General features: G+C 65.4%; 13 protein-coding genes. 7 read left to right on the plus strand and 6 right to left on the minus strand.

The features are described 5' to 3' along the window. The first annotated feature begins 1 nt into the window (after position 1). On the plus strand, positions 2-2,401 hold the full coding sequence (gene gyrB / locus AC6BOR_RS10490) for a DNA topoisomerase (ATP-hydrolyzing) subunit B (RefSeq protein ID WP_498058397.1): 2,400 nt from the start codon (positions 2-4) through the stop codon (positions 2,399-2,401). A gap of 3 nt (positions 2,402-2,404) precedes the next feature. Here the strand turns inward: gyrB and acs are convergent, their stop codons facing one another. After that, a complete protein-coding gene (gene acs / locus AC6BOR_RS10495) occupies positions 2,405-4,363 on the minus strand; it encodes an acetate--CoA ligase (protein WP_498058398.1) in 1,959 nt (652 codons plus the stop codon). 70 nt (positions 4,364-4,433) lie between these two features. Here acs and AC6BOR_RS10500 point away from each other — a divergent pair, with 70 nt between their 5' ends. Both AC6BOR_RS10500 and AC6BOR_RS10505 read left to right on the plus strand, forming a co-directional pair. Continuing rightward, positions 4,434-4,868 (plus strand): nucleoside deaminase, encoded by a 435-nt coding sequence (locus AC6BOR_RS10500; protein WP_086115535.1) that lies wholly within the window; start codon positions 4,434-4,436, stop codon positions 4,866-4,868. Next, positions 4,861-5,307, plus strand: a complete 447-nt coding sequence (locus AC6BOR_RS10505; RefSeq protein WP_498058399.1) for a vgr related protein — start codon at positions 4,861-4,863, stop codon at positions 5,305-5,307. The genes AC6BOR_RS10500 and AC6BOR_RS10505 overlap by 8 nt, the downstream gene beginning before the upstream one ends. Here AC6BOR_RS10505 and AC6BOR_RS10510 read toward each other — a convergent pair. Both AC6BOR_RS10510 and AC6BOR_RS10515 read right to left on the minus strand, forming a co-directional pair. Then, positions 5,298-5,873, minus strand: coding sequence for a cytochrome b (locus AC6BOR_RS10510; RefSeq protein ID WP_498058400.1), 576 nt, complete (start codon positions 5,871-5,873; stop codon positions 5,298-5,300). The genes AC6BOR_RS10505 and AC6BOR_RS10510 overlap by 10 nt on opposite strands. Continuing rightward, entirely contained in the window at positions 5,873-8,296 is a 2,424-nt protein-coding gene (locus AC6BOR_RS10515) for a TonB-dependent receptor (RefSeq protein WP_498058401.1), read from the minus strand. Before AC6BOR_RS10515 ends, AC6BOR_RS10510 begins: the two co-directional genes overlap by 1 nt. A 161-nt stretch (positions 8,297-8,457) precedes the next feature. On the opposite strand from AC6BOR_RS10515, the gene AC6BOR_RS10520 reads away from it, so the two are divergent. After that, a complete protein-coding gene (locus AC6BOR_RS10520; protein ID WP_498058402.1) occupies positions 8,458-10,137 on the plus strand; it encodes an amidohydrolase in 1,680 nt (559 codons plus the stop codon). On the opposite strand, the gene AC6BOR_RS10525 is transcribed toward AC6BOR_RS10520, so the two are convergent. Continuing rightward, the gene (locus tag AC6BOR_RS10525) at positions 10,134-11,144 is read right to left on the minus strand and encodes an NADP-dependent oxidoreductase (protein WP_498058403.1); all 1,011 of its coding nucleotides are present in this window, start codon (positions 11,142-11,144) and stop codon (positions 10,134-10,136) included. The genes AC6BOR_RS10520 and AC6BOR_RS10525 overlap by 4 nt on opposite strands. Further along, a complete protein-coding gene (locus AC6BOR_RS10530; protein WP_498058404.1) occupies positions 11,141-12,055 on the minus strand; it encodes an alpha/beta fold hydrolase in 915 nt (304 codons plus the stop codon). Before AC6BOR_RS10530 ends, AC6BOR_RS10525 begins: the two co-directional genes overlap by 4 nt. Before the next feature lie 70 nt (positions 12,056-12,125). Between AC6BOR_RS10530 and AC6BOR_RS10535 the strand changes: the two genes are divergently transcribed. Further along, the gene (locus AC6BOR_RS10535) at positions 12,126-12,818 is read left to right on the plus strand and encodes a TetR/AcrR family transcriptional regulator (RefSeq protein ID WP_498058405.1); all 693 of its coding nucleotides are present in this window, start codon (positions 12,126-12,128) and stop codon (positions 12,816-12,818) included. 27 nt (positions 12,819-12,845) lie between these two features. Continuing rightward, entirely contained in the window at positions 12,846-14,222 is a 1,377-nt protein-coding gene (locus tag AC6BOR_RS10540) for a protein adenylyltransferase SelO family protein (protein ID WP_498058406.1), read from the plus strand. Positions 14,223-14,332: 110 nt separating this feature from the next. Here AC6BOR_RS10540 and AC6BOR_RS10545 read toward each other — a convergent pair whose 3' ends face one another. Then, positions 14,333-14,710: a histidine triad nucleotide-binding protein gene (locus AC6BOR_RS10545; RefSeq protein ID WP_498058407.1), complete on the minus strand. Its 378-nt coding sequence runs from the start codon at positions 14,708-14,710 to the stop codon at positions 14,333-14,335. 507 nt (positions 14,711-15,217) lie between these two features. On the opposite strand from AC6BOR_RS10545, the gene rho reads away from it, so the two are divergent. Next, the gene (rho, locus tag AC6BOR_RS10550) at positions 15,218-16,474 is read left to right on the plus strand and encodes a transcription termination factor Rho (protein ID WP_086115526.1); all 1,257 of its coding nucleotides are present in this window, start codon (positions 15,218-15,220) and stop codon (positions 16,472-16,474) included. The last annotated feature ends 79 nt before the right edge of the window (positions 16,475-16,553 follow it).

The following is a 16,553-nucleotide window of genomic DNA, read 5'->3' on the forward strand; positions in this document are numbered from 1 at the left end:
TTTGACCGAGAACAACCCAAACCCCGCCCAGATCAATGATTATGGCGCCGACAGCATCAAGGTGCTGCGCGGGCTCGATGCCGTGCGCAAGCGCCCCGGCATGTATATCGGTGACACGGATGACGGGTCGGGCCTGCACCACATGGTGTTCGAAGTCAGCGACAACGCCATCGACGAGGCGCTGGCCGGCTATTGCGACCGCATCGACATCACGCTGAATGCCGATGGCTCGGTGAGCGTCACCGACAATGGCCGTGGCATCCCCACCGGCATCCATGCGGAAGAAGGCGTGTCGGCCGCCGAAGTGATCATGACCCAGCTGCACGCCGGGGGGAAGTTCAACAACAGCGACGACAATGCCTACAAGGTCTCGGGCGGTCTGCACGGCGTCGGCGTCTCGGTGGTCAACGCCCTGTCGGAATGGCTGGAGCTGACCATCTGGCGCGACGGCGAAGAGCATTGGATGCGCTTCCACCACGGCGATGCGCAGGCACCGCTGAAGGTGGTGGGCCCATCGAACGGCAAGCGCGGCACCCGTGTCACCTTCTTCCCGTCGGCCGAAACCTTCAAGTTCATCGATTTTGATTATGCCCGGCTGGAACACCGCTTCCGCGAGCTGGCCTTCCTCAATTCGGGCGTGCGCCTGGTGCTCACCGATGCCCGCCATGCCGAAGGCAAATCGGTCGATCTCTATTATGAAGGCGGCATCGCGGCCTTCGTGAAGTTCCTCGACAAGTCGAAGCAGGCACTGATCCCCAACCCGATCGCCATCACCGGCCAGGCCAATGACATCGGCATCGATGTCGCGCTGGAATGGAACGACAGCTATTACGAACAGGTCCTCTGCTTCACCAACAACATCCCGCAGCGCGATGGCGGCACCCACCTCGCCGCCTTCCGCGCCGCGCTCACCCGCACGCTCAACGCCTATGCCGAACAGTCCGGCCTGCTGAAAAAGGAAAAGGTCAGCCTGACCGGCGATGACATGCGCGAAGGCCTGACCGCCATCGTCTCGGTGAAGCTGCCCGATCCGAAATTCTCGAGCCAGACCAAGGACAAGCTGGTCAGCTCCGAAGTGCGCCAGCCGCTGGAAAGCCTGATGGCCGACCGGCTGGACGTGTGGCTGCAGGAAAACCCGGCCCACGCCCGCACCATCGTAGCCAAGATCATCGACGCCGCCGCCGCCCGCGAAGCCGCCCGCAAGGCGCGCGACCTTACCCGCCGCAAGGGCGCGCTCGACATCGCCTCTTTGCCCGGCAAGCTGGCCGACTGTCAGGAGCGTGACCCGGCCAAATCCGAACTCTTCCTGGTCGAGGGCGACAGCGCCGGCGGCAGCGCCAAGCAGGGCCGCAATCGCCAGTATCAGGCGATCCTGCCCCTGCGCGGCAAGATCCTCAACGTCGAACGCGCCCGGCTGGACCGCATGCTCGGCTCCCGAGAAATCGGCACGCTGATCCAGGCGCTGGGCACCGGCATCGCCCAGGATTTCACCATCGACAAGCTGCGCTACCACAAGATCGTCATCATGACCGACGCCGATGTAGACGGCGCCCATATCCGCACCCTGCTGCTCACCTTCTTCTTCCGCCACATGCCGCAGCTCATCGAGCAGGGCCATCTCTTCATCGCCCAGCCGCCGCTCTACAAGGTCAGCCGCGGCCGATCAGAAGTGTATCTGAAGGACAACGCCGCGCTGGAGGATTATCTGGTCGAAGCCGGCACCGGCAGCCTCGTGCTCAACACCGCCGCCGGCCCGCGCTCCGGCGCCGATCTCGCTGCGCTGGTTGATCACGCCCGCCGCGCCCATGCCCTGATGGATTATGTGCCGCGCCGCTATCCGGCCGCCATTGTGGAGGCGTTGGCCTTGAACGGCGCGCTGGCCGGAGCCTCGGCCGAGGCTGCCGCGCGCACCGCCGCCTGGCTCAACGCCGCCGAAACCGATGGCGGCCAATGGACCGCCAGCCTGGCGGCCGACGGTGGTTACCAGGTGGAACGCGCCTGGCGCGGCGTCACCGATTACCATGTCATCGATGGCGCCTTCCTGGTCGCTCCCGAAGCCCCGCGCCTGCACGCCCTGATGGCGCCCGAAGCCGCCACCTATGCCGCCCCCGCCATGCTCGGCACCATGCGCGTCACCCGCCCGTCCGACCTCTTGTCGGGCGTGCTTGATGCCGGCCGCAAGGGCCTGTCGATCCAGCGCTACAAGGGCCTCGGCGAAATGAACGCCGAGCAGCTGTGGGAAACCACGCTGGACCCGGCCGCCCGCACCCTGCTGCGGGTGGATATTGGCGAGGCGGCGGATGCGGATGACATTTTCGCCAAGCTGATGGGCGACGTGGTCGAGGAACGCCGCGCCTTCATCCAGGAAAACGCCCTGAACGTCGCCAACCTGGACGTGTGAGGCTCAGCGGTTCAACCGCCCCTCGATCAGCGCGTCTACCACCGTCGGGTCTGCCAGCGTGCTGGTGTCACCCAGCGCGCCAAACTCATTCTCGGCGATCTTGCGCAGGATGCGGCGCATGATCTTGCCGCTTCGGGTCTTGGGCAGGGCCGGCGTGAGGTGGATATGGTCAGGCACGGCGATGCCGCCGATTTCGGCGCGCACCGTCGCCTTCAGCGCCGCGACCAGCGCGTCTGTTGCCTCCACCCCGGCGTTCAGCGTGACATAGGCATAAATGCCCTGACCCTTGATGTCGTGCGGGAAGCCAACCACGGCGGCTTCGGCCACATCGGCGTGGGCGACCAGCGCCGATTCGACCTCGGCCGTGCCCATGCGGTGGCCCGACACGTTGATGACATCATCGACGCGCCCGGTGATCCACCAGTAACCATCGGCATCGCGCCGCGCGCCGTCGCCGGTGAAATAGCGGCCGCGATAGGCGGTGAAATAGGTCTGGGTGAAGCGATCATGATCGCCGAACACCGTGCGCGCCTGCCCGGGCCACGAACGCAGCAGCACCAGATTGCCGCTGATCTCGGTGCCCGGCGTCCAGGTGATGAGGCTGCCATCGGCCTCCACTAGCGCCGGCTCGATGCCAAAGAACGGCCAGCTGGCGCTGCCGGCCTTCAGCGGCGTGGCACCGGGCAGGGGGGTGATCAGCGTGCCGCCGGTCTCGGTCTGCCACCAGGTGTCAACGATGGGCAGCTGCCCCTTGCCCACCACACGGTGATACCAGTTCCAGGCTTCGGGATTGATCGGTTCGCCCACCGTGCCGAGCAGGCGCAGACTGGACAGATCATGCCGGTTCACCGGTTCATCGCCTTCGCGCATGATGGCCCTGAGCGCGGTCGGCGCGGTGTAAAAGATGTTGACCTTGTGCTTGTCGATCACCTGCCAGAAGCGGTCATTGGCCGGCCAGCTCGGCACGCCTTCAAACATCAGCACCGTCGCCCCGGCCGACAGCGGACCATAGACGATATAGCTGTGCCCGGTGACCCAGCCGACATCGGCGGTGCACCAGAAAATCTCGCCGGCCCGGTAATCGAACACGGTTTCAAAGGTCAGATTGGCCCACAGCAGATAGCCGGCGGTCGAATGCAGCACGCCCTTGGGCTTGCCGGTCGAACCGCTGGTGTAGAGGATGAACAGTGGGTCCTCGGCGTTCATCGGCTCGGGCGTGCAGGCCGCCGGCACCTCGGCGCGCAGCTCGTGCCACCAATGGTCGCGATCCTCCACCATGCTGATCGCGCCGCCGGTGTGGCGCACCACCAGCATCGCCTCCACATTCACGCCGGCCGCTTCCGCCTTGTCGCAGGCCTCGTCGGCAATCGCCTTCAGCGGGATCGGCTTGCCGCCGCGCCGGCCTTCATCGGCGGTGATGATGAATTTGCTCTGCGCGTCCTCGATGCGGCCGGCCAGGCTTTCGGCCGAAAAGCCGCCAAACACCACCGAATGCACCGCGCCGATGCGGGCGCAGGCCAGCATGGCCATCGCCGCTTCCGGGATCATCGGCATGTAGATGGTGACCCGGTCGCCCTTGTCGACGCCCAGCGCCACCAGTGCATTGGCCATGCGCGCCACCTCGTCGCGCAGCTCGGCATAGCTCAGCCGCCGGGTCTTGGCCTTGGGATCATCGGCTTCCCAGATGATCGCGGTGCGGGTGGGATCAGCCTCGGCCCAGCGGTCAAGGCAGTTCCAGCTGGCGTTGATCACGCCATCTTCAAACCATTTGATGTCCACCGGGTCCCACGACCAGTTGCCCATCACGGTCGGCGCCCGATACCAGTCCAGCCGGCCGATCTGGTCCCGCCAGAAGCCATCGGGATCGGCAAGGCTGCGGGCATGGGCTGCCTGATATTGCTCGGCCGTGGTGCGGGTGATGGCCAGCGCGGCCTGGGTGACGGGGTGGATGGTCTCGCTCATGCCGGACAGACTAGGCCGTGCGCGCCGGCTGGGCTAGAGTTTTGCCATGGTCTTCCCCCCCTCCAAAGCAATGGCCCAGGCGCTGGACGAGGCCCGCGCCGCCGCCGCGCGCGGGGAGGTGCCGGTGGGCGCGGTGATCAGCGACGCCGCCGGCGCCATCATCGCCAGCGCCGGCAACCGCACGCGCGAACGCAGCGATCCCACCGCCCATGCCGAGCTGCTGGCCATCCGCGCCGCCTGTGCCGCGCTGGGCAGCGAGCGGCTGACGGGCTGCACCCTCACCGTCACGCTGGAACCCTGCGCCATGTGCGCGGCGGCGATATCGGCGGCGCGGGTGGAGCGGCTGGTCTATGGCGCCTCCGATCCCAAATCGGGCGGGGTCGAACAAGGCGCCCGCGTGTTCAGCCACCCGCAGGCCCATCACCGGCCCGAGGTGATCGCCGGGGTGGCCGAAGCCGAATGTGCTGCCCTGCTGAAAGATTTCTTCGCGGCCAGACGTGTCTGAAAGCCGCCCACTGACGCCCGGCGAGATCGCGCTGGTGGCCAGCGTCTTCGGGCCCGCGCTCGATCCCGCACCGGTGCGCATCCACCGCGCCAAATATTGGTCGCTGCAGCCCTGGTGGGTAACGATGGCGCCTGATGGGGCGATCTGGTGCCACCCCAATGGCCCCAACTGGTCACCCGATTATGCCGCCGAGCTGCCGGGCTTCCAGGCGCATTTCGTCCATGAAATGGTGCATGTCTGGCAGTATCAGCAGGGCGGCCATCTGGCGCTGCGGCGGCCGCCGTTTGCCCGCTATGGCTATGCGCTCGTGCCTGGCAAGCCCTTTGCCCGCTATGGCATCGAACAACAGGCGATGATCGTCGAACACGCCTTTCGCGCCCGGCGGCGCGGCCGGCCCGATGCGGCGCTGGAAGCGCTGCTGCCGTTCGGTCAATCCTGACGGGTGCCGGGCCGGCCCTTCCACATGCCCATCAGCACATTGTCGCGACGCCGGTCGTGATGCCAGAAGGCGGCGATGATGTGCACGCTCACCAGCGCCAGCAGCGCCCAGGCCAGGCCGAAATGCGCCCAATAGGTGGGCGCCACCAGCGGCCTTGATTTGGGGATGATGCCGGGCACGGTGAACAGACCGAACACCTTGGTGCCGCTGCCGAACGCCGATGACGCCAGCCAGCCGGTGATCGGCACTGCCAGCATGAGGGCATAGAGCGCGATATGGGCGCGATGCGACCAGATTTGCTCGAAGATGGTCAGCGGTGCCGTCTGCGGCACAACATTGCTGCGCCGCCAGACCAGCCGCACCAGCACCAGCACCAGCGCCAGCAGCCCGAACGCCTTGTGCCAGTGGATATAGGTGATGAAGACCAGCGGCGATGATTTGAACCACGGCATGCTGTCGTTTACGTGCAGCACGAACAGCGAGGTGCCGATGATCAGCAGCGCCATCAGCCAGTGCAGGGCGCGGGCCACCCCGCCCCACTGCACCGGTGTGTTGCGCAGCGGCATCAGAACTGCGTGCCCAGGATGATGCCGAACTGCCGCCGCCGCGGTGCCGAAACGGCGAAATCGCGGAAGAATGTGGTCTGGTTGAGCCCGGTCAGCGGGTTCACCCGGGTCAGCAGGCGATTGAAGTCAAGCAGGCGGGTCACCACCACCGGCGTCTGGTCATCCAGAAGATTGCGGGCAAACAGGGTCAGATTCCAGTGCTTGCCCTCGATGCCGATGTTGACGTTGAGGTTGTAGCTGTCGCCGGCCCAGTTGAGATTGTCGACCTGGGAATAGCGGCGGCTTTCATAGGCAAGATCCGCCCGGGCAAAGGCCGAAATGTCCTTGGCCACCGGCTGGGTCACCTGCCCCGTCAGGATGAACTGGTGCTGGGGGGTTTGCGGCAGCCGTTTGCCGCGCAGGTCGCCACCCGAAAGACCATCGACATCCAGCGGGTTGATGGCGCCGCCACGCAACCGGGCCGGCCGGCCATCGGTGTCGAAAATCTCCTCGGTGGTATCGTCATAGAATTGCTTGAAGCGGGCATCGACGAACGTATAGGCCGCGCGCAGGAACAGCCAGCTGGTGGCGTTTGCGCTCACGTCAAATTCAAAGCCCTTGATCTGCGAGCGCCCGGCATTCTGGATGAACACCACCGAATTGGGCGTGTTGTTGGTGCGGGTATAGGCCTCGCCGCGGCTCAACTGCTGGTTGGACCAGTTGATCAGGAAGGCCGCCGCCGAAAAATTGAACACGCCAAGACGGCCCTTGGCGCCCAGTTCATAACTCCAGGCGCTTTCTTCGCGGAACACGTCAAAGCCCTGCGCGCGGAAGAAATCGACGTCGGCCTGGATGGCATCGTTGGGCAGGGCGTTGAATCCGCCCGGCTTGTTGCCCTTGGCAGCCGTGGCAAACAGGTTGAAATCGGGATTGACTTGGTAGCCGATGGTGAAGCGTGGCAGGAAGGCCTTGTATTCCACCTGGCGCAAGCCCGTCGGTGCCGGCGGTGCCTGGCCTTCGGTGCCCAGCGTGCGGCTGGAATCAAAGATGGTTTCCCACTGATAGCGCGCTTCAGCGCTCACCGTCAGGGCATCGGTGATGTCGGCTTCCACCATACCGAAGATCGAATAATTGCTCACCGCTTCGGCACTGTCGAACGGGCGCAGTGTGCGGTTGGTGTTGGTGAACTGGAAGCCGCCATCATTGTCTTGCCGGAAATGATAGCCACCGAACAGGCCGCGCACCTTCCAGTCCTGCGGGGTGCTGATGCGCACTTCCTGGCTCCAGTCGCTGTTGCGGGCCTGGTCCACGGCAAAGGCCGGATTGCTGCTGGGCAGCAACGTGTTGTCCTGGCCGGTGATCGAAGCATTTCGGTTGGATGATGTGAGCGACGTGATGCGCCAGCCGCCAAACAGCGTCCAGTTCAGTTCCAGCGAGCCACGCCAGAATTCGCGATCCAGGCCGTCAAAGCCTGCGGCCCGGATTTCATCGATGTTGTAGGCATAAGAAGTGGGCACCTGCACTTCGCCGCAGTAAAACCCGCGCCGTGCCGTATTGGTGCGCGGGAACGGCACCGTCGCGACAATCGGCGGAGCGAAACAATTGTTCTTGGCTGAACCCTGGAAGCCATAGACATAGCCGCCATCATTGTCCTGGCTGTAACCCACACGCAGCACAGCTTCAAAGTTGGATGCCGGCTCGAACACGATCGTGGTGCCGATGTTCACGCTGCGCTGCTGGCCCAGTTCGCGCTTGCCATTGTCCGCATTCACCCAGTCGCCGCCGAATTCATAATAGCGACCGTTCAATTCCATCTTCAGCACATCCGGCACGATCGCACCCGAGACATAGCCCGACAGCTCGAAATTGCCATATTCGCCGGCCGTCATCCGTATCCGGCCGGCCAGTTCGTTGCGCGGCTTGCGAGTGACGAAATTGATCGCGCCGGCAAAGGTCTGGCGGCCGAACAACGCGCTTTGCGGCCCTTTGATCACTTCCACCCGCTCAAGATTGTCGAGCTGGTAGCTGTTGATGTTGTCCGACACGAAGATGCCATCAACGAAGAAGGCCGCATTGGGCGCGCCGACCACGCTGGACATGCCGCGCACCGAAGGCCGCACCCCGGCACCGCCGCCACCGCCGATGCGGCCAAAGCCTTGGCGGAACGAGAAACCCGGGGTCTGGAAGGCCAGATCGGAAATATTGTCGAGATTGGCCTTGGCGATCTGTTCCTGGCTCACCACGGCGATGGTCAGCGGCACATCCTGCAGCTTTTCCTCACGCTTGCGGGCGGTGACGATGATCTCCCCGTCCTCGGTCGCGGCGGCTTCGGCGGTGGCAGGCTGTGCCGATGCCTGTGCCAACGCCGGGGCAGACACGCCGGCAAGCAGAGCAAATGGCAGGGCAATTCGGACAGTGTGGCTGGCGAGCATCATGGTCCCCATTGATTGGCGTGCGCTTGCCGTTCTGGTGCGGCAATACACCCACCATATGCAACTTGTCCGGACAAATCAACAGTTGTCCGGACAAGTTGCTTGGGCCGTTTGCGCCTCCGCTTGGCAGTGGCACTAGGCTCTGCCACGCTGCAGGCAAAAGGGGGGCTGATATGCTGAAGACAATCCTGGCTGCGTCGGTGCTGGCCATGCCCGTATGGGCGGCTGACACGGTGATCCTCAACGCCCGCATCCACACCATGGATGCGAAAGACCGCCTCGCCCAGGGCCTGTGCATCGAAAACGGCCGCATCACCCGCGTGGGCAGCACGGCGCAGGCGCGGGCCTGCATCACCCCCGGCACCCGGGTGATCGATGCACAGGGCCGGCTGGTGCTGCCCGGCCTGATCGACAGCCACATGCACGCGCTGTCGGGCAGCCTTGCTGATACCGGCATCGATTTCGCCGCGGCCGACACGCCGGAAAAGCTCGCCGCCGCCCTGCAGGCGCTGAAGGCCGCCAGCCCCGGCACCGGCCCCATCCAGGCGCGCGGCTGGCAGAACCATCTCTTTGGCCCGAAAGGTCCCACCACGGCCGAACTGGATGCAGTGTTCGGGGATCGCATCGTGCTGATTGATTCGGTTGACGGCCATTCCACCTGGTATTCCACCGCCGCACTGAAGGCCGGCGGGGTCAGCGCCGCCACGCCCGATCCGGTGCCGGGCAGCAGCTTCTGGGAACGCGATGCCGCCGGCAACCCCACCGGCACCGCGCGCGAAGGCGCCGATGCCGAGGTGGCGCGCCGCCTGTTGCGCCCCACCCTGGCCAGCTATGCCGCCGCCTTCCGCCGCTGGCTGCCGCGCGCGCTCGAATCCGGCCTCACCGGCCTGTTCGATGCCGGCATGGGCGCGCCAGACGAGGCATCGGCCTATCAGTTGCTCGCCGGCATGGAGGCAGCCGGCCAGCTGCCGCTGCGCTATTTCGCCTCCACCGCCAACCGGGGCGAAGCCGATGATCCGGTGGCCCGGCTGCTCCAACTCAAGGCGCGCTATGGCGGCCGCCTGCTGCGCCCCACCGCCATCAAGCTGTTTGCCGATGGCGTGCCCGAAGGCCACACCGCCTATCTGCTCGCCAACTACAAGGACAAATCTGACTTCAAGGGCGTCCCGATGATGACGGACGCGCATCTGGATGCCCGCATCACCGCCGCCGAAAGGGCCGGCGTGCCGGTCCATGTCCACGCCATCGGCGGGGCGGCGGTGCGCCAGGTGCTCGATGCCGTCGCCCGCGCCCGCTTTGCCGGCCTCACCGGCCAGCGCCATGCCATCGCGCACATGGATCTGGTCGATGCCGCCGACGTGCCGCGCTTCGCCAAGCTGAACGTGGTGGCGCAAACCAGCATCCAATGGGCCACCCGCGATCCCAGCTATGACAATATCGGCCGCTTTGTCGGCACCGACGTGATGGAGGCGGCCTATCCGGTCAAAAGCCTGCTCGCCAGCGGCGCCGTGCAAAGCTTTGGCACCGATTGGCCGGCCGCCGCCTATCTTTCGACCTGGAAACCGCTGACCCAGATCGAGGTCGCCGTCACCCGCCGCCCGCCTGGCCGGCGCGACCTGCCGGCCCGCAATCCGCATCAGGCGCTGACCGTGGCCCAGGCCGTGCGCGCCCTCACCTTCGGCAGCGCGTATCAGCTGGGGGTGGAACGCGAGCTGGGCAGCCTTGAAGTCGGCAAGCGCGCCGACCTCGTAATGCTGGATCGCGATATCTTCACCGTCGATCCCTTCACCATCGCCGCCGGCCGCAGCCTGCTGACGATGGTGGATGGCCGGGTGGTGTGGCAGGCGCGTTAAGGCGCGCTCACCTCGATCAGCAGCTTGCCGAAATTGCCGCCGCTATACAGCTCCTTCACCGTCTCCACGGCATTCTCCAGGCCCGGCCTGATGTCCTGCCGCGTCTTCAGCTGGCCGCTCATCATCCAGCCGGCCAGCGCCGCGCCGCTTTCGCCAAAGCGCGGGGCGAAATCGGTCACGATGAAGCCGCGCACCGTCAGCCGGCGCATCAGCATCATCGTCCAGAAGCCCGGCGGTTCGGTGGGCGTCACGTCGTTGTAACTGGAGATCAACCCGCACAGCGGCACCCGGCCAAAGATGCGCATCCGCTTCAGCACCTCCACCATGATGCTGCCGCCCACCTGTTCGAAATTGATGTCCACACCCTCGGGCGCCAGCCGGTCGAGCGCCGCGCCCACATCCTCGGCCTTGTAGTCAATGGCGGCATCGAACCCCAGTTCGTTCACCACATAATCGCATTTGGCGCGGCCCCCGGCGATGCCGATCACCTTGCAGCCCTTGATCTTGCCGATCTGGCCAACAATCTGCCCCACCCCGCCGGCCGCGGCACTCACCACCAAAGTCTCGCCGGCCTTGGGCTGGCCAATGTCGATCAGGCCGAAATAGGCGGTGGGCCCTACCAGCGCTAACGTGCCATAGGTGGCCGCCAGAGGCACGCCCGGCAGCTGCGGCAGCGGGCTCATGAAGCTGCCGTCCGACACGATATGATCGGCCCATTCGCCGAGGCCCGCCATGATCTGGCCTTCAGACACACCGGCCTTGCGGCTGGCAATCACCCGCCCGCACACCCCGGCCCGCATCGGCGCCCCCAGCGCCACGGGCGGCATATATTGCTCCATGTCGCTCATCCAGATCCGGTTGGTCGGATCGAGGCTCAGGTAGATCACCTGCAGCAGGAACTGCCCCTCGGCCAGTTCGGGCAGCGCTTCGGTCACCAACTCCAGATCGCCCGGCGCGATATCGCCCACCGGCCGGCGCACCAGCTTCCAATATGTGCGGTTCATCATCCCTCTCCCCGTTCCACTTCAAGCAGAAATTCCGCCAGCGCCGCCGCCGCGACCGGCTCGGCCAGGGTCGGCGCATGGCCCACGCCCGGCACCGTCACCATCTGCAGCCCCGGCAGCCGCCGGCCCATCTGGGCCTGCGTGGCGGCCGACAGCACATCCGACAGGGCGGCGCGCACGCTCAGCACCGGCAGCCCGCGCAGCTGGTCAAAGGCGGCCCAGTCATCCGCCCCGGCATCGCCGTGCGGCAGGCGGAACGGCTCGGCAATGCGCGGATCATAATCAAACACGATGCGCCCCTGCGGGCTGATCCGGCACAGCCGCTTGGCAAAGGCCAGCCAGTCGTGCAGCCCCCAATCGGGATAGATGCCGGCATTGCGCACCGCCAGATCGCGCGCCGCATGCACCCAGGTCAGCCAGTTGCCGCCCCGGCCAACATTGGCGCGCAGCCGATTGAGGCCCGCCCCCTCCAGTTCGGGGCCGATATCGTTCAGCACCACCCCGGCCATCCGCGCCCGGTGCGCTGTCGTCATCCGCAACGCCAACAGCCCGCCCAGCGATGATCCGATCACCACAAACCGCCCCACCCCCGCCGCTTCCAGCACCAGCGACAGATCGCGCAGATAGGTGAGCGGCACATAAGACAGCGAATCGCGCGCAAAGCCCGATTCGCCCCGCCCGCGCAGATCGGGCGCAATGATCCGCCAATCTCGGCCCAGGCTGTCGCCCAGATGGGCAAAATCGCTTCCGTTGCGGGTCAGGCCAGCCAGGCACAACAGGGTGGGCCGGCGATCATCCAGGCCTGGCGCATGATGCTCCCGCCAGCACAGGCGCACATTGTCAGCCGAAAACACATAGCCGCGCTGCCAGCCGGGGGCCGGCGCGAGGCGGGTGGAGGCGGCGGCAAGCGGCATGTTTTGACTCTGACTCAGGTTGCTTGCTATAGGAAGCCCATCCCGGGGGGGATAGGGAAGAACAAGCACCGTGGCAACGCGCGCCGTCGATTCACGTTCCGTCTCAACAACACAGGGTCGCAGCAGCCCGCGTGGCCGGCCGGCCGCCGATGTGCGCGCCCGCCGCTATGATCCGGCCGAAACCAAGGCGCGCGTGCTCGCCGCTGCCCATATGCTGTTTTCGCGCAACGGTTTTGCCGCCACCGGCACCGCCGATATCGCCCGCGAAGCCGATGTCTCCGAAGGCTCGATCTTCTATCATTTCGGCTCGAAAAAGGCCCTGCTCGAGGAATTGGGCCGCCGCCACGGCGAAGCGATGATCGCCGCCATGGAAGAGGGCTATGCCCTCGAGGATCTGGAACCCGGCATCACTGTCCCGCGCGTGCTGCGCTTCGTGCGCGAAAACATGATCTGGGAAGGGCCGGAACCCGATTGCAACGAATGCGGGCCCAAGGCCGCCATGGCCGCCAGCGCTGATGCCGAGCCTTTCTATCACGCCGCCAAGGAAGTGACGACCGACTGGATCAAGCGGCACATGCAGGCGGCCTTTGCCAAGCGCGGCGTCACCGGTGTGGAAATCGACATCGCCGCCAGCTTCACCCACCATATCGTCGGCGATGCCATTGATCGCTGGCTGTGCGCCGCCACCCCGGAAGAGGCGGACCGCATCGAGCGCGAAACCGTGCGCTTCATCCGCGCCGCCTCGGGATATGTGGTGGAATAATCCGCCCGCCCCGGCCATGATGGGGCCATGAACTTCGCCCCCGAAACCGCCATCCTCAGCCTTGGCCCGGATTTCTTCGATCCCGTTGCCGCCGCCGATTTCCCGCAGACCATCCTCCGCTTCCGCAACGATCGCGCCGCCGCGCAAATCGGCCTTGCCGGCCTGACCGACGATCAGTGGCTGCAGCATTTCGGCCGCTTTGCGCCGCTGCCCGGCAGCCTGCCGCAACCGCTCGCCCTGCGCTATCACGGCCACCAGTTCCGCACCTACAACCCCGATCTCGGCGATGGCCGCGGCTTCCTGTTCGCGCAATGTCGGGATGATCGCGGCCGCCTGATGGACCTCGGCACCAAGGGCAGCGGCACCACCCCGTACAGCCGCGCCGGCGATGGCCGCCTCACCCTGAAGGGCGCGGTGCGCGAAATCCTCGCCACCGAAATGCTGGAGGCGCTCGGCGTCGCCACCTCCCGCACCTTCAGCGTCATCGAAACCGGCGAAAACCTCATCCGCAGCGACGAGCCGTCGCCCACCCGCTCGGCCGTACTGGTCCGCCTCAATCACAGCCATGTCCGCTATGGCAGTTTCCAGCGTCAGGCCTTCCACCAGAACCGCGATGGGCTCACCCGGCTGGTCGATTATTGCCTCACCCACCTCGCGCCCGGTGCCAGCGGCCCCACCCCGGTCGCCGCCCTGGTCGATCACGCCGTCAAGGGCGCCGCGCGCATGGCGGCCCAGTTCATGGCCGCCGGCTTCGTCCACGGTGTGCTCAACACCGACAATATCAACATCACCGGCGAAAGCTTCGACTATGGCCCCTGGCGCTTCGCCCCCGCCTGGGATGCCGGCTTCACCGCCGCCTATTTCGATCATTATGGCCTCTACGCCTTCGGCCGCCAGGCCGAAGCGCTGCAATGGAACCTGTTCCAGCTGGGCAGCGCCTTGCGACCGATTGCCGAGGTGGACGAGCTGAAAGGCCCGCTCGAAACCTACCCGCTGCGCTACCGCGCCGCCCTGTCCGATGCCATGCTCGGCCGGCTCGGCGTCAAGCGGCTGGGCCCGGCCGAGGACGAGGCGCTGGTCGAAGCCATCCAGAAGGCGCTGGTTGGCGCGCAAATGGACCCGGACCGCTTCTTCTTCGATTGGCGCTGTGGCGTGCGGCGCGGTGCATCCCCGGCCGACCATCATTACAGCCACGATGCCTTCACCGATTTCCTGGCGCTGATCCCCGATTTCGCCGCAGACGCGCCCAGCCACCCCTATTGGTCCGACGATGCGCCCTGCACCATGCTGATCGACGAAGTGGAGGCACTGTGGGCCCCCATCGCCACCCACGACGACTGGACCCCGCTCCACACCAAGCTCGCCGCCATCCGCCGCATGGGGGAGGCGCACGCCTCGACCTGAACCTCTTCCCGCAAACACAAACCCGCTCATGCCGAGCTTGTCGAGGCACGGACAGCACGGTGCCTCGACAAGCTCGGCATGAGCGGGTTCGGTCTTGTCGGATTGACCAACTAGCGCGCCAGCATCGGCCCCAACGCCTTGCCGCCAAACACATGCACATGCAGGTGCGGCACCTCCTGATGGGCATTCACCCCGGCATTGGCGAGCAGGCGATAACCCGGTTCCTCCAGCCCCAGCAGCTTCGCCGTTTCCCCCACCGCCCGCACAAACCCGGCAATCTCCGCCTCGCTCGCCCGCACCGAAAAATCCGCCCAGCTGCGATACGGCCCCTTGGGGATCACCAGCACATGCACCGGCGCCTGCGGGTTGATGTCGTGAAAGGCCAACGCATGATCCGTCTCATGCACCTTGCGGCACGGAATCTCGCCGCGCAGGATGCGGGCAAAGATATTGTTCGGATCATATTCGCCCAATGCGTCCACCGGCATGATCTGTCTCCTTTGGCTGGCGCTGTGAGAAAGCAGAAAAGCGCCTCCGGCGGCAAGGGTCGCAGACCCTTGACCCATTTGTTTCACGCGTACCCAGCACAACACCGGTCCTCCCCAGACTTGTTTGGGGAGGTGCAGAGCGCAGCGAGGCGGAGGAGCGCGGTGGAGCAGCGCAGTGGAGCAGCGCAGTGGAGGGGCCGCTCGACGGTCTGCCAACTTTGTCGCCGGAGGCTATTCCAGCCTTTCCCCTGTCCTACAGCCCTTGACCTGGCGTATAGATCATTCAGTGACCAGCCGTCTTCACCCCTTGTTTTACAAGGAAACTTTTCCTGAATCCCGGGAATTTCGTCAATTGTGTCAAATGGGCGGGCGAGCGGACCGGCCTTGACGGGCGTGGCCCCGCTCATTAGTCACGACACCAAATCCGGCGCCCGTCCTGGTGTGCCTGCGCTCGTCTGAGCCCTTTTTTGTCATTCCCCACCGCGCGCCTGTCGCCATAGGAACCTCATGCACCTGCAACAACTCAAGAAAACCGCTCCGGCCGATCTGGTCGCCATGGCCGAGGAAATGGGCGTCGAAAACGCCTCCACCCTGCGCAAGCAGGACATCATCTTCGGCATCCTCAAGGCCGCCGCCGAGGAAGGCACCGAGGTGATGGGGTCCGGCACCATCGAGGTGATGCCTGATGGCTTCGGCTTCATGCGCTCGGCCGATGCCAGCTATCTGGCCGGGCCTGACGATATCTATGTCAACCCGCAGATCGTCCGCCGCTATGGCCTGCGCACCGGTGACACGGTGGAAGGCGAGATCAGCGCGCCCAAGAATGGCGAACGCTATTTCGGCCTCAACAAGGTGACGGCGATCAACTTCGATGATCCCGAAGCCGTGCGCCACCGGGTGAATTTCGACAATCTCACCCCGCTCTATCCCAACGAGAAGCTGAACCTGGAAAGCGGCGACCCGACGTCGAAGGACAAGACCGGCCGGGTGATCGACATCGTCTCGCCATTGGGCAAGGGCCAGCGCTGCCTGATCGTCGCCCCACCGCGCGTCGGCAAGACGATCATGATGCAGAATATCGCCAAAGCGATCAGCGCCAACCACCCGGAATGTTTCCTGATGGTGCTGCTGATCGACGAGCGGCCAGAAGAAGTCACCGACATGCAGCGCACGGTGAAGGGCGAGGTGATTTCCTCGACCTTCGACGAGCCGGCCACCCGCCACGTCCAGGTCGCCGAAATGGTGATCGAAAAGGCCAAGCGCCTGGTTGAGCACAAGCGCGACGTGATCATCCTGCTGGACAACATCACCCGCCTGGGCCGCGCCTACAACACGGTCGTTCCCTCGTCCGGCAAGGTGCTGACCGGCGGTGTCGACGCCAACGCCCTGCAGCGCCCCAAGCGCTTCTTCGGCGCGGCGCGCAACATTGAGGAGGGTGGCAGCCTGACCATCATTTCGACGGCGCTGATCGACACCGGCAGCCGCATGGACGAAGTGATCTTCGAAGAGTTCAAGGGCACCGGCAATGCCGAAATCGTGCTTGACCGCAAGATCGCCGACAAGCGCGTCTTCCCGGCCATCGACATCGGCAAGAGCGGCACCCGCAAGGAAGAGCTGCTGGTGGACAAGGAAACCCTGTCCAAGATGTGGGTGCTGCGCCGCATCCTGATGCAGATGGGCTCGACGGATGCGATCGAGTTCCTGATGGACAAGATGAAGGATTCGGTGACGAACGCCGACTTTTTCAACGCCATGAACAAGTAAGGCGCGATCCTCCCCCTCTGGGGGAGGTGCCGACCAACGGGAGGCGGAGGGGGCCCGCAGCGGGCAGGCGAGCCCAAGC

The organism is Sandarakinorhabdus sp. FBCC-B8862, from assembly GCF_059745315.1.

Bases quoted from the DNA above. Each gene is read 5' to 3' on its own strand.
- acs (WP_498058398.1), bottom strand. From the start codon at position 4,363: ATGAGCGAGACCATCCACCCCGTCACCCAGGCCGCGCTGGCCATCACC.
- AC6BOR_RS10500 (WP_086115535.1), top strand. From the start codon at position 4,434: ATGGCCCAGGCGCTGGACGAGGCCCGCGCCGCCGCCGCGCGCGGGGAG.
- AC6BOR_RS10510 (WP_498058400.1), bottom strand. From the start codon at position 5,873: ATGCCGCTGCGCAACACACCGGTGCAGTGGGGCGGGGTGGCCCGCGCC.
- AC6BOR_RS10515 (WP_498058401.1), bottom strand. From the start codon at position 8,296: ATGGGGACCATGATGCTCGCCAGCCACACTGTCCGAATTGCCCTGCCA.
- AC6BOR_RS10520 (WP_498058402.1), top strand. From the start codon at position 8,458: ATGCTGAAGACAATCCTGGCTGCGTCGGTGCTGGCCATGCCCGTATGG.
- AC6BOR_RS10525 (WP_498058403.1), bottom strand. From the start codon at position 11,144: ATGATGAACCGCACATATTGGAAGCTGGTGCGCCGGCCGGTGGGCGAT.
- AC6BOR_RS10530 (WP_498058404.1), bottom strand. From the start codon at position 12,055: ATGCCGCTTGCCGCCGCCTCCACCCGCCTCGCGCCGGCCCCCGGCTGG.
- AC6BOR_RS10540 (WP_498058406.1), top strand. From the start codon at position 12,846: ATGAACTTCGCCCCCGAAACCGCCATCCTCAGCCTTGGCCCGGATTTC.
- AC6BOR_RS10545 (WP_498058407.1), bottom strand. From the start codon at position 14,710: ATGCCGGTGGACGCATTGGGCGAATATGATCCGAACAATATCTTTGCC.
- rho (WP_086115526.1), top strand. From the start codon at position 15,218: ATGCACCTGCAACAACTCAAGAAAACCGCTCCGGCCGATCTGGTCGCC.